This is a genomic window from Micromonospora sp. NPDC005299 (assembly GCF_042872345.1).
In the GTDB taxonomy this organism is placed as follows: domain Bacteria; phylum Actinomycetota; class Actinomycetes; order Mycobacteriales; family Micromonosporaceae; genus Micromonospora.
In genome coordinates this window covers 1-12,260 of the sequence record NZ_JBIAKG010000013.1, presented here as the reverse complement: position 1 = coordinate 12,260, position 12,260 = coordinate 1, and the positions used below count along the sequence as shown (strand labels likewise).

General features: G+C 70.6%; 12 protein-coding genes. 6 read left to right on the top strand and 6 right to left on the bottom strand.

The genetic code is table 11. The features are described 5' to 3' along the window. Nucleotides 1-5: 5 nt before the first annotated feature. From ACFYPD_RS28675 to ACFYPD_RS28665, 3 genes are all read right to left on the bottom strand, one after another. Nucleotides 6-653: an HAD family hydrolase gene (locus tag ACFYPD_RS28675; RefSeq protein WP_387120043.1), complete on the bottom strand. Its 648-nt coding sequence runs from the start codon at nt 651-653 to the stop codon at nt 6-8. 114 nt (nt 654-767) lie between these two features. After that, nucleotides 768-1,547, bottom strand: a complete 780-nt coding sequence (locus ACFYPD_RS28670; protein WP_387120494.1) for a neutral zinc metallopeptidase — start codon at nt 1,545-1,547, stop codon at nt 768-770. Between the two features lie 139 nt (nt 1,548-1,686). Continuing rightward, on the bottom strand, nt 1,687-1,899 hold the full coding sequence (locus tag ACFYPD_RS28665) for a hypothetical protein (RefSeq protein ID WP_387120040.1): 213 nt from the start codon (nt 1,897-1,899) through the stop codon (nt 1,687-1,689). A 51-nt stretch (nt 1,900-1,950) separates the two neighbouring features. On the opposite strand from ACFYPD_RS28665, the gene ACFYPD_RS28660 reads away from it, so the two are divergent. The 3 genes from ACFYPD_RS28660 to ACFYPD_RS28650 all read left to right on the top strand — a co-directional run bounded on the left by ACFYPD_RS28660 (nt 1,951) and on the right by ACFYPD_RS28650 (nt 4,508). Continuing rightward, on the top strand, nt 1,951-2,766 hold the full coding sequence (locus ACFYPD_RS28660) for a class I SAM-dependent methyltransferase (protein ID WP_387120037.1): 816 nt from the start codon (nt 1,951-1,953) through the stop codon (nt 2,764-2,766). An 89-nt stretch (nt 2,767-2,855) separates the two neighbouring features. Beyond that, the gene (locus tag ACFYPD_RS28655) at nt 2,856-3,257 is read left to right on the top strand and encodes a YciI family protein (protein ID WP_387120034.1); all 402 of its coding nucleotides are present in this window, start codon (nt 2,856-2,858) and stop codon (nt 3,255-3,257) included. 3 nt (nt 3,258-3,260) lie between these two features. Continuing rightward, a complete protein-coding gene (locus ACFYPD_RS28650) occupies nt 3,261-4,508 on the top strand; it encodes an RNA polymerase sigma factor (protein ID WP_387120031.1) in 1,248 nt (415 codons plus the stop codon). Between the two features lie 94 nt (nt 4,509-4,602). Here the strand turns inward: ACFYPD_RS28650 and ACFYPD_RS28645 are convergent, their stop codons facing one another. Then, nucleotides 4,603-4,782, bottom strand: a complete 180-nt coding sequence (locus ACFYPD_RS28645; protein ID WP_151462895.1) for a hypothetical protein — start codon at nt 4,780-4,782, stop codon at nt 4,603-4,605. A 200-nt stretch (nt 4,783-4,982) separates the two neighbouring features. After that, the gene (locus ACFYPD_RS28640; RefSeq protein WP_387120028.1) at nt 4,983-6,809 is read right to left on the bottom strand and encodes a glycoside hydrolase family 15 protein; all 1,827 of its coding nucleotides are present in this window, start codon (nt 6,807-6,809) and stop codon (nt 4,983-4,985) included. Nucleotides 6,810-7,022: 213 nt separating this feature from the next. Between ACFYPD_RS28640 and ACFYPD_RS28635 the strand changes: the two genes are divergently transcribed. The 3 genes from ACFYPD_RS28635 to ACFYPD_RS28625 all read left to right on the top strand — a co-directional run bounded on the left by ACFYPD_RS28635 (nt 7,023) and on the right by ACFYPD_RS28625 (nt 8,586). Next, nucleotides 7,023-7,682 carry an HNH endonuclease family protein gene (locus tag ACFYPD_RS28635; protein ID WP_387120025.1) on the top strand — a complete coding sequence of 220 codons (660 nt, stop codon included), beginning with the start codon at nt 7,023-7,025 and terminating at the stop codon, nt 7,680-7,682. Nucleotides 7,683-7,765: 83 nt separating this feature from the next. After that, a complete protein-coding gene (locus ACFYPD_RS28630) occupies nt 7,766-8,320 on the top strand; it encodes a hypothetical protein (protein WP_387120022.1) in 555 nt (184 codons plus the stop codon). Nucleotides 8,321-8,388: 68 nt separating this feature from the next. Beyond that, complete coding sequence (locus ACFYPD_RS28625; protein WP_387120019.1) at nt 8,389-8,586, top strand: hypothetical protein; 198 nt, start codon at nt 8,389-8,391, stop codon at nt 8,584-8,586. A gap of 13 nt (nt 8,587-8,599) precedes the next feature. Here the strand turns inward: ACFYPD_RS28625 and ACFYPD_RS28620 are convergent, their stop codons facing one another. After that, on the bottom strand, nt 8,600-9,556 hold the full coding sequence (locus ACFYPD_RS28620) for a sulfotransferase family protein (protein ID WP_387120016.1): 957 nt from the start codon (nt 9,554-9,556) through the stop codon (nt 8,600-8,602). Nucleotides 9,557-12,260 lie beyond the last annotated feature (2,704 nt).

Below are 12,260 nucleotides of genomic sequence, written 5' to 3'. Positions count from 1 at the left end.
CGACGTCAGGCGGGGCGTTCGCCGAGCAGGGCGGAGAGCAGCTCCAGGTCCGCCGCGGTCAGGCTCTCCACCTGGTGTACGCCGTCCGCGGGCGCCAGCGGCACCTCGGCGGGTACGGCCAGCACGGCGGCCCCGGCGGCCAGCGCGCTGGCCACCCCGGTCGGCGAGTCCTCGATCGCCACGCACCGCTCGATCGGCACACCGAGCAGCCGCGCCGCGGTCAGGTACGGCTCCGGGTGCGGCTTGGCCGCGCCCACCTCGTCGCCGCAGACCACCGCGTCGAAGCTGTCCCGGCCCAGGGTGTCGAGGGCGACCTCGACCAGCGGACGGCCGCTGGAGGTGACCAGGGCGGTGGGGATGTCCGCGGCGCGGACCGCGCGCAGCAGGGCCATCGCCCCGGGCCGCCAGCGCAGCCCGCTGCGGAACAGCTCCAGGATCCGGGCGTTGATCCACTCGGCGCTGGCCTGCGGGTCCCGCTCCGGCTGGCCGAGGTCGTCGTGCACGATCCGCATCGAGGCGGCCATGCTGGTGCCGATGATCGCCTTGCGAGCCGCCTCGGAGAGCTCACCGCCGTAGAACGCCGCGAGTTCCTGCAGCGCGACGTCCCAGAGCTTCTCGCTGTCGACCAGGGTGCCGTCCATGTCGAAGAGCACGGCGGCGGGGTGTCTGCTGCTCAGCGGGGGCCTCCTCGGATGCGCGTACCCGGCGATCCTCTCAGCCGGACCGCGCCGGGCGGTCATCGTCCCCGGCGAGGGTGACCTGCGACATCAGCCGAGGCCGCAGGCGTCCAGGGAATTCTCGTAGCCGCGGAAGAACGAGTCGGTGCGCTGCTCGGCGGTGCCGTGCGAGCCCTCGGCGAACCAGGGCTGGTCCGGGTCGTCGCCGACCGCCAGCAGCCCCTCCCGGAACTCGTCCAGGTCGCCCTCGGCCAGGGTCAGCGTCCCCGAGCGCACGTTGTCGCCGATGTACGCCCCCGCCATGCAGTCCGCCTGCAACTCCTGCTGGATGGTGAAGTTGTAGCGGATGCCGAGGCGGACCTGGACGCCGTGGGCGTACTCGTGGCCGAGCAGGTAGAACAGGAAGGCGTCGCCGACCTGCCGGAACGCCCCCACCGACCAGTTCACGTCGTAGGCGATGAAGTCGCCCGCCGAGCAGTAGACCGCGTTGTTGCGGGGCAGCCCCTCGCCGCCGCAGGACACCTCACCGGACCTGGTGTACGGCACCACCCGCCGGATCGGCTGGAACTGCTTGCCCGAGGCCCGGAACCGGTCCGTCCAGTAGCGCTGGGCGATGCCCACGGCGTCGGAGAAGTCCTGCTTGAACTCGGCCACGCTCGTGGTGCCGTCCGCCCGGGTCGAGTCCGCTCCAGGGGAGGCCGGCCGGCCGCTCTGCCGCGGGCGGGGCTGCTCCGGCTCGCCCTGGTCCAGCCCGCCGCCCATGCAGCCGGCCGCCACCACCACGGCCACCAGCAGCCCGGCGAGGGGTCCCGGCCGCCGACGTCCCGCCTTCTCCCCCACCGTTGCCTCCCGGCTGCTCCGCTGTGTCAGCGCAGTACCCCGACCGTGCGCCGTTGATGCCCACCGGGGAATCACGTGCGCGCGCCGGCCTTCGTTCAGTCGGGGCGGTGAACGGCGGCCACCGGGTCACAAGCCGCTGGGCGCCGGTGCTGCGCCGCGCCGTACGGCGTCAGCCGGTGAAGCCGTGGCCGCCGTTGTTCCAGCCGTCGTGCTGCACGTGCTCCCGCTCGGCCGCCCGCCGGTGCCGCTCCCCCCGGGCCGCCCGGACCGCCGCCGGATCCTCCTCGGTGGCACGCCGCCGCCGGTCCCGCCAGGAGACGAACCCGACCATCACGGCCACGACCGCGGCCACCACCGCCAGCGTCACGAGCAACGTCGTCATGCCGCCACTGTAGGCCCGCCCCGCACCCCCGGTCACCGCTACGCTGCGGCGGTGATCGACACCGATTTCGACGCGCACGAACGGTCCCGGTGGGCGGGCCGCGCCGAGGCGTACGCGCGCAGCTTCGGCCGGCTCTGCGCGTACCCGGCGGACGCGCTGCTGGACGCGGCGGGGGTGCGGGCCGGACGGCGGGTGATCGACGTGGGCACCGGGCCGGGCACCGTCGCCGCGCTGGCCCTGGGCCGCGGCGCCGAGGTGGTGGCGGTCGACGCGGAGCCGAGCATGCTCGACGCGGCCCGGCGGGCCGCGCCGGGCGCCGAGGTCCGCGCCGCCGCGCTGCCGCGGCTGCCGTTCCCGCCCGGCGACTTCGACGCGGCGGTGGCGAGCTTCGTGCTCAACCACGTCGGCGACCCCGCCGCCGGCCTGGCCGAGCTGCGCCGGGTGGTCCGCCCCGGCGGCCGGGTCGCGGTGACCGCCTGGCCGTCCCCGCACCCGCCGCTGCAACGGCTCTGGGGTGAGGCCCTCGCCGCGGCCGGCGTCGCGACACCGCCCGACCTGCCCCGGGTCGCGCCCGAGCGGGACTTCCCCCGCACCGAGGCGGGCCTCGCCGGGCTGCTGGCCGCGGCCGGGCTGGCCGACGTCCGCTCCGAGACACTCACCTGGGCGCACCGCACCGACCCGGAGGACTGGTGGGCCGGCCCGGCGGCCGGCATCAGCACCATCGGCCTGATGCTGCAACGGCAGCCGACGGCCGTGCGCGAGCGGGTCCGCGGGGAGTACGACCGGCTCGCCGCCCCCTACCGGCACGCCGACGGCAACCTGGCGCTGCCCACCGCCGCGCTGCTCGCCTCGGGCCGGGTCGGCTGATCCGCCCCTAGGCTCGTGTCCGGGGCGGCTGCGCGGCTCCGACGTCCCGGGTGAGCGGCGCCGCGGGGCGCCGGCCGAGAGGAGACACCATGAAATACCTGATCATGCTCTACGGCAGCCAGCGGGACTACGACGTCATGGCCGGGCGGCCCGGCGACCGGCCACCGATGAGCCCGGAGCAGCTCGCCGCGATGCACGCCCACATGGAGGCGGTGCACAAGGACATGGCCGAGAGCGGCGAACTCGTCGACGCGCAGGGGCTGTCCGCGCCGGTGCACGCCCGCCGGGTCCGGCTGCGCGGCGGCGCGCCCGTGGTGACCGACGGCCCGTACGCCGAGACGCAGGAGGTGCTGGCCGGTTACACGATGGTCGAGTGCGCCAGCTTCGACCGGGCCACCGAGATCGCCGCCCGGTTCGTCAACCCGGACGCCGAGGGCGAGTACGTCGACGTGCGGCCGGTCGTGGACGGCATCGAGGAACTCCAGGGCTGACCGGTGCCCGTCGCGCGCGTCGAGGATCTGCTGCGTGCCCTGGCGCCGCAGGTCCTCGGCGCGCTGGTCCGCCGGTACGGGCATTTCGACACCGCCGAGGACGCCACCCAGGAGGCGCTGCTCACCGCCGCCACCCGCTGGCCGGACGGCGGGCTGCCGGACGACCCGAAGGCGTGGCTGATCACCGTGGCGTCCCGCCGGCTGACCGACCTGCTGCGGGCCGAGCAGGCCCGGCGCCGCCGGGAGGACGGTGTGGCCCGGGAGGCGCCGGCGGACCGCTGGCTGGCGCCGCCCGCGGACAGCGTGCCGGACGACGCCGACGACAGCCTTGTCCTGCTGTTCCTCTGCTGCCACCCGGCGCTGCCGCCGGCCGGGCAGATCGCGCTGACGCTGCGCGCGGTCGGCGGGTTGAGCACCGCCGAGGTGGCCCGGGCGTTCCTGGTGCCGGAGGCGACCATGACCCGGCGGATCACCCGGGCCAAGCAGCGCATCCGGGACAGCGGGCTGCCGTTCGCCCCGCCGGCCGGCCCGGAGCGGGCCGCCCGGCTCGACGCCGTGCTGCACGTGCTCTACCTGATCTTCAACGAGGGGTACGCGAGCACCGCCGGGGAGCGGCTGCACCGGCCCGACCTGTGCGCCGAGGCGATCCGGCTGGCCCGGTTGCTGCACCGGCTCACCGACGACGCGGAGGTCGCCGGGCTGCTGGCGCTGATGCTGCTCACCGACGCGCGTACGCCGGCGCGTACCGGTCCGGACGGGACGCTCGTGCCGATCGCCGAGCAGGACCGGCGGTGCTGGCGGGCCGGGCAGATCGCCGAGGGGACGGCGCTGGTCGCCGCCGCGCTGCCCCGGGGAGTGGTCGGGCCGTACCAGCTCCAGGCGGCGATCGCCGCGCTGCACGACGAGGCGCCCAGCGTCGAGGCGACGGACTGGCCGCAGATCGTCGCGCTCTACGAGATGCTGCTGACCCTGCACGACAACCCGGTGGTCCGGCTGAACCACGCCGTGGCGGTGGCCATGGCGCGCGGTCCGCGGGCCGGCCTGGCGCTGCTCGACGCGCTGGGGACCGACCGCCGGGTCGCCGAGGACCACCGCCGCCACGCGGCCCGGGCGCACCTGCTGGAGCTGGCCGGGGAGCCGGACGCGGCCCGGGCGGCGTACCTGGCGGCGGCCCGCCGGTCGATGAACCTGGCCCAGCAGCGCTACCTGCACGCCCGTGCGGCCCGGCTGGGCCCGCCCACTGCCGGTTGAACGGGAGGCCCCGGGGCCGGGGCGACGTCCGTCCACTGTCCAGACGCGCGGATCCGGGCGCCCCGGGCCGGGGCGCCTGCGATGTGGCGGGGCCTCAGTCCAGGCCGCGCATGATGTGCGGTTCGCCGTCGTCGTCACCGAAGCAGCGGTGCAGCGTCTGCGCCCGGGCCCACAGGTCCAGGCTGCTCGGCGGCCCGACCTGTGGTGGACCCGCTGGCGCGCTCAGCACGGGGGCCGGGTCCGGCGGAACCTTCGAAGCGATGTCGTCGGTCATGTCCGCCCCTTTCGTCGTACCCCCATGCTCGTCCTCGGACGTCACAGCCGCATCTCCCGGGCTGCGCCCCCGTGGACGGTGGCCGCGGCACGCGCTGCGGGTCGGGGGCGCTTACCCGCCCGGGCCGGGCCGGTAACCCGTACTCCGGTCACCGTAGCGGGCGCGGGCGGGCCACACAGCGGGTTTCTCCCGCCCGGCGGTCAGCCGCGGGCGTCGAGGAGCCGGTCGAGGTTCGCCGCGGTGCTGATGAGGGAGAGGTGGCTGAACGCCTGCGGGAGGTTGCCGGCCTGCTCCCCGGTCGGGGCGATCTCCTCGGAGTAGAGGCCGACCTGGCTGCTGTAGGTGAGCATCTTCTCGAAGGTCAACTGCGCGTCGTCGAGCCGGCCGGACTCCGCCAGGGCCTGCACGTACCAGAAGGTGCACATGGTGAAGGTGCTCTCCCTGCCGGAGAGGCCGTCCGCCGTGGCGGCCGGGTCGTAGCGGTAGACGAGGCTGTCGGAGACGAGTTCGGCGTCGATGGCCCGCAGCGTCGTCTGCCACATCGGGTCGGTGGGCGCCACGAAGCCGAGCGACGGCATGGCGAGCAGCGACGCGTCGAGCAGGTGGGTGCCGTAGTGCTGCACGAAGGCGCGCCGTCGCGGGTCGTAGCCGCGCGTCATGATCTGCTCGTAGATCCGGTCCCGGGCCTGCGTCCACCTGGCGACGTCGGCGGGTCGGCCGTGCCGGTGGGCCAGTCGGATCGCTCGGTCGAGCGCCACCCACGACATCAGTCGCCCGTAGGTGAAGTCCTGGCGGCCGGACCGCGTCTCCCAGATCCCGTCCTCGGGCTGGTCCCAGTGCGCGCAGAGCCAGTCCAGGATCCCGACCAGGTTCCGCCAGCCCTCGTGCGAGTCCTTCAGGCCGTGATCGTTGCCCAGGTACGCGGCGTTGAGCATCTCGCCGTAGATGTCGAGTTGCAGTTGGTTCGCCGCGCCGTTGCCGATCCGCACCGGCGCGGACCCGCGGTAGCCCTCGAGGTGGTCGAGCACCTCCTCGGTGAGGTCGGGTGAGCCGTCTACGCGGTACATGATCTGCAACGGCACGCCGCTCGCCTCGGCGTCCCGGATCCGGTCGTCGACCCAGTGCTGGTACTGCCAGGCCTCCTCGGTGAAGCCCAGGCTGAGCAGGGCGTGCACGGAGAACGACGCGTCCCGGATCCAGGTGTAGCGGTAGTCCCAGTTGCGTTCGCCGCCCACCCGTTCGGGCAGCCCGGCGGTGGGGGCGGCGATCAGCGCGCCGGTCGGCGCGTACGTCATGAGCTTGAGCGTCATGGCCGACCGCTCCACCATCTCCCGCCATCGCCCGGTGTAGTGCGAGCGGCTGAGCCAGCGCCGCCAGAAGTCGCGCGTCTGTTCGAGCATCTCGCGCGCCTCCTCGGGCGAATAGGAACGCGGCGGCTCCGGGGAGTCCGTCTCCAGGATCACGCCGCCGGCCTCGCCCTCATCCAGGGTGACGACGACGCAGACGCCCTCCTCGCTCCGCCGGCGCTCGTTCTGCTCGAGCTGGTCGGCGTAGCGGACGGTGCTCAGGGTGAGCGAGAGCCCGGGACTGCGGAAGACCGTGCCGGCCGGGTGCACCTCCAGCTCGTGCGGGTCCCGTCCGTAGTTGAACCGGGGGCGGCAGTCCACCAGGAACCGCATGCTGCCGCGCACCACCCGCAGCATGCGGACCAGCCGGTGGTGGTCGGTGGCCCGGTCGCCCGCCACCGGCATGAAGTCCACCAGCTCGCCGACTCCGTCGGCGCTGAGGAAGCGGGTGATGAGGATCGGGGTTCCGGGGAGGTAGAGCTGTTTGCTGGTGTAGTCGACGCCCTCCGGCGAGACCTGGAAGTGGCCACCGCGATGGCGGTCGAGCAGGCCGCCGAAGATGCTCGGCGAGTCGAACCGGGGGGCGCAGAACCAGTCCAGCGTGCCGTCCTTCGTGATCAGCGCCGCCGTCTGCAGGTCGCCGATCAGGCCGTGGTCCTCCACCGCGGGGTACGAGTCCACCGGGACCTCCCACCTCGTCTCGCCGTTGCCCGGCGTCTACCCCTGCCCCGCCGGCACACACCTGAGCGGCCGCCGGCGCGTCCGGTTCCGCCCCGGCAGCGGCGTACGTCCGGTTCCGGCCATCCACTGTTCACGGAACTTGATCTAGACCGTTACTTCTATCTCTGTCTATATGGGTGCCACCACCTGCCAATCCCATTCGGATGGAGTCCCATGACCCGCACGCTGCGCGCCACGGCCATCAGCCTCGCCGCGATCCTGGCCGCCACCCTCGGCCCCACCCCGCCCACCTCAGCCGCCGGCTACTCCGCCTCCCTGACCACCGCCGTCGCCGGCCTCCCCGTCGCCACGGAGGTCCGCACCGGCTACGACCGCGACCTCTTCCCACACTGGATCGACGCCGACGGCGACGGCTGCAACACCCGCAACGAGGTCCTCCAGGCCGAGGCCACCACCAAACCCACGATCAGCGGCACCTGCACCCTCTCCGGGGGCCGCTGGTACTCCTACTACGACAACGCCTACTGGACGCTCACCGGCGACCTGGACATCGACCACATGGTCCCGCTCGCCGAGGCCTGGGACTCCGGCGCCCGCAACTGGACCACCAGCCGCCGCCAGGCGTACGCCAACGACCTGGGCGACGCCCGGGCGCTGGCGGCGGTCACCGACAACGTCAACCAGGCCAAGGGCGACCAGGACCCGGCCACCTGGCTGCCGTCGTACGCCTCCGCCCGCTGCCGCTATATCGGCGAGTGGGTCGCGGTGAAGGTGCGGTGGCGGCTCACCGTGGACAGCGCCGAGAAGAGCGCCCTGACCAGCTGGGCGAACAACTGCCCCGCCACCACCGTCTCCGTCACCTACGCGTACTGACGCTCGCCTGAGTCTTGGGGAGTTGACGTTCGTACCGAACGGCAACTCTCCAAGATCTCAACGTCCCGCGCTTGAATGGGAGCATGCGGGCGATGAAGCACGGCCGGGAGTGGCGGATCGGCACCGCCGCCGACGTGGACTGGATCAGCGGCCACACCACCACCGGTCTCTCGATCACCACCGCCATCCCGCCCGTCTTCGACGCCTACGCCACCACCTGGCGGAGCGACGACATCCCCGCCGCCGCCTACGAACGCGCCCTCGTCGACGACCTCAGGGCGCACACCCCGGAGCAGCCCTGGTGGCTGGGCTACCTCGACACCGGCGCCCACGACATCGTCTTCCCCCGCGCCCCGACGGTGCCGCTCTACTGGGACTGGCGGTACGTGCTGGTCGAGGCCGGACCGGAGCAGGCCCTCACCTGGCGCTCTGGCCACATGCGAGGGGACGGATGGCTGCCCGACCTCTTCTTCCCGGCCGACCGGTCCTGGCTGGTCTCCGCACTCTGGGACGACGCCTGGACCTGCGTCGGCGGGTCGGACCGGCTGATCGACGCCCTCCAGCACGACCCCCTGGCCAACGCCCGCCGGGTCACACCCGACCAGGACGCGCTACCACCCGGCCTCACCCGCGAGTGACCCCGACTCCCGCACGGGTAGGCGGCCCACTACCTGGATCATGACCCCGACCAAGCGATGACCTTCCGGTGCTGGTGATCGACGGCGCCCACTTCTCCGACTTCGACGGCTTCGCTCGCGAGTTCTCCCGGCTGCTCTGCCATTACACCTGGCGAGGCACCCTGGATGCCTTCAACGACCTGCTTCGAGGGGGCTTCGGGACACCCGAGGGCGGATGGGTGTTGAGGTGGCGCAACTCCGAGTTGTCCGCGGCGTCGTCAAGGTGAAGAGCCGGAGCCGTCACTCATAGCCCATGGCCGGGATGATCTTGCCGAGTGCTTCTTCGATGAGCTCGCGGGTTTCGTGGTCGAATTGGTTGTTGCGGTTCGTCAGCTTGTGCGACTGAAACGTTGAAGGGGTGGCGAAGTCGTCGACGTCGAGCCGTTCGAACAGGGCGCGGCGCTGCCCGGGCCAGTCGGCTGCGAAATCTTCTGCTTTCACCTCGATGTATCGCCGGCCCGTCAGGTCGACCGTGTTCTTCCAGGTGAGCCATCGGTGGTAGACCGGCTTGAGGTAGGCGAGCGCGCCGTCGACGGTGGGCGGTGCCCAGGGCTGGGCCAGGTGGGACGCGAGCACTGAGACCGGGTGACGCTTGATGTGCACGATGGTCGCTTCGGGGACCAGTTCCCAGAGGAACTCCATGCACAGCAGGTTGAACGCTGTCTTCTCACACCAGGTCGGCTTGCCCGCGTCGGCGGCTGCTCCGCCGAACATGGTGTCGATCAGGCCCCGCAAGATCCCGAGCAGTTCGCCCCGGTCGCTGAAATACCTGGGAAGTACCCGCCGACGGCTCAGCGGCTCGAACGGCCCGGCAGGCCGGTCGGCGTTCCCGAAGCCTTCCGCGGGCGCAGGTTCGTCGTATGTAAACGCGATCAACTGCGGCCAGAGCTGTTGCACCGCGTCCCGGTAGCGCCGCTCGCCGACGAGTTCGGGAACGGTTTTGCCGCGATCGTCGCGCCGGCCGGGCACTCGTACGGTGAGAAAGTCGCTCAGCCGGTGCAGGGCGTCCTCACCGACGGTGGGGTCGTATCGATCGGTGAGCGCGTCGGCCAGGTCCCGCAGGCCACCCGGGTCGATGAGAAACCGGGTCTCCATGGGAATCCGATGGATCAGCGGATGTTCGCCGATGATGTCGGCGATCCGTGAGGTTCCCGAACGACCCGTACCCGCAACGAAGATCGGTGAGGGGGAAGGCATGGCGAGCAGTCAAACTCTCAGCCCGGCGCCTGTGCAAGCCATTTATCCCCTTCAACCGCTGCTACGTTCCGGACCCGCACCCGCCGCGCCGAGTGCGTGCCGGACGGCCGCCTTCACGCATGTGCTGGGAAATCGTCAAGCAGGTCAGAGCGCCCGCGGTGATCACTTGGCGTTGCATTGATCTCGGTGTCAGGCAGAGGCGATCAAAGCGGGCTTCACGCCTCCCGACCTGGGACTCAGGCAGTCAACGTTGGTCAGCCTTCGTTGCTACTGGTCCACCTTCGACGGCCTGCCGACGGCATGATCTTGGTGCCACAGTCCGTGCCTCCCGACAGCCTGGACGCTCGGTCGATCAGCCACGGAGTCGGCGATCACTCGCTCTGAGTCGGCGCTGCCGCCTGAGCAACCAGGGTGGCTTCACTCCCCCGTGCCTGTCGATGTGCTCGCACAATTCGCGCTCCTCGTACCCGCCAGGAACGCCCATACCGACAGCTGCCCAGAAGGCTCTTGCGTCTCTCATATGCCCGCTGCCCGTGGACCATCTCAGCCCCGGGTTCTCTTCGCGAAGCGCCCTCAAGGCGGTTGAGGCAAGCCCCTTCCGTTGGTACTCCTCAGCCGTGTACGGCTTGTCCACCCAGGCCGCCTGGCAGTACTGGCACACGATGTACTCGACCACAAAGGCCAACCGGCCGTTCAGGTTCGCCTCCCTACAGCGCCATCCGAAGTACCGGCCGGAGACGGTGTCCTGCCAGGGCGTCCCGAGGGTCGGGAGCTGGCCGACGGAATACCGTGGGCGTCTGTCGATCCGACCTCTCGTCAGGTGGTACACGGCGGATCGGAGCGGAGTCCGGCCAGATGCGCGACCAACGTTCGTCAGCGCCTGGTCCCGAAGCCGCTGCACCTCCGGCTCAACCTCCCTCGTCACGGGAGCCACGTTAGCGGCGGCGCGGACGCCGATCCATGGCGGCGGACCCCTCCGGGGATTTGAAACCCTTACACCCACGGTAGCAAGAGAGCATCATCAGTCGGGCCGATCGACGCCCTGGCCAGTGTCGAACCTGCCGACACTTGCCAGCCTCTACCGCTAGTGATTGCTCTCAGTTGTAGTGGATCTGTACCCGATGATCTTTACCGACGGTCAAGCTTCTCCGAGGTCAGGCCGCCAGTCGCACAGCCGGCGATCGTCGGCACCAGCTTCATCCTCACTCGAGGCTAGACGCACGGCCAGTACGGGACGCAGTCGACCGTGGATCCGGTTCGTCACCCCAGCGGCCGTGCCGCGCGACCACGGCCCGCGGTGCTTCCTCCACAACCTGATACCCGAAAGCCCCTGCCGCCTCAGATTCTCGGTCGATTCCACACGGCACGCCAGGGTCGCTGGTTAAGCTACCCGTCTGCAAGTGCGTCTGATCAGGACTAAATTCGAACATCCAACACGAGAAAGGGTGGGTGTCGCATGCCAAATTTTGCCATGCACCAAGGCCGCTGGGCGGGGGTCACTCCACTTAATCCGGGGGACAGGATTCCTATCTCCACGGGAATCTTGGCGAGCGGAAGGGGAACCGTCACGATATCTGTCACCCCTCACGCCTTCGAAACCCAACCACCTACAGTGATGTCAGTTAGCGCGAGGGACGTTAATGTAGTAACCAACGCCACTCCAACAGGAAACCCAAACCTTAACCTTAATTACGTCCTCGTCAATACACATCCGACGCAGCCCGTACGAAGCGTATGGCTAAACTACTTGGTTACTTGGATCTAGAGGAGTACAACATGATGAGGCTTTTTGCTGTACATGACGATCAGGGAAATATTGATCAGGTCGTGATGACCCCCGCCGATTCTCCTATCGTTGTGCTATCTCCGCCCCTCGGGATGTTCTATACGGAGTGTGACCCGCCGGAGGGGCTTTCGATGGACATCGATACCGATAGACTGCTCGACTTTATGAGAAGTCATCGCATAGACCTACCAAAGAACTCGCTCGTTCGACGGCCGTAGCCACCCACCCATGGCCACCCTGTCGGCCGCCGACCATGACGGCCGCTGCTCTGAACAAAGAACCGAACCCGAGCATCGACTTCCGCCTCCTAGCCATCCCGTCGGCCTTCGTCCGCACACCTGTGGAGTGGGTGGGGCCTGCCCGGTCAAGGTGGAGCACCCCACTGTCTGAACGACCTTGACCGGGCAGGCCCCACCTGCTCGGCTTTGCCCGGACGGAGGTTGTCGGGATGGCGCCACCATCCAGAGCGCCCGAGCGCCCCGCCGGAGGCACCGCCTGTGTCTCGACCAACGTGAAGCCCCGGAACTGGCATCGATCATGGCGGCCCGGGGCTTCTTCGTATGTCGCGCCGCCGGCGGGCTATCACCGACGCGCGGGCGGCCGAAGGCCAGAGGCGCGGCGGCGGGCCATCGGCCCGGCCCAGGTTCGGCGGCGCGAGCGGCCTGCGAAGCCGGCCGCCTTGAACCCGTACAGAAAGTTTTCACACCTGCTCATCACCTGCTCTGTCCGGTCTCGGGACCTGCGTGACACATCGGTACCAGGACCTGCGTGACGCTGTCGACGGCTACGGCTTGGCCAGCTGCCCGGCCGAACGGGCCTAAGGGCTCCTAACTCTTTGAGCGTTGGAGTCGTCGCCAGCAGATGATGGCGCAGGCGAGGGTGAGGAAGGCTTCGTGGATGTCGTCGCGGACCTCCCAG

Bases quoted from the DNA above. Each gene is read 5' to 3' on its own strand.
- ACFYPD_RS28665 (WP_387120040.1), bottom strand. From the start codon at position 1,899: ATGACGACGTTGCTCGTGACGCTGGCGGTGGTGGCCGCGGTCGTGGCC.
- ACFYPD_RS28655 (WP_387120034.1), top strand. From the start codon at position 2,856: ATGAAATACCTGATCATGCTCTACGGCAGCCAGCGGGACTACGACGTC.
- ACFYPD_RS28645 (WP_151462895.1), bottom strand. From the start codon at position 4,782: ATGACCGACGACATCGCTTCGAAGGTTCCGCCGGACCCGGCCCCCGTG.
- ACFYPD_RS28635 (WP_387120025.1), top strand. From the start codon at position 7,023: ATGACCCGCACGCTGCGCGCCACGGCCATCAGCCTCGCCGCGATCCTG.
- ACFYPD_RS28630 (WP_387120022.1), top strand. From the start codon at position 7,766: ATGCGGGCGATGAAGCACGGCCGGGAGTGGCGGATCGGCACCGCCGCC.
- ACFYPD_RS28620 (WP_387120016.1), bottom strand. From the start codon at position 9,556: ATGCCTTCCCCCTCACCGATCTTCGTTGCGGGTACGGGTCGTTCGGGA.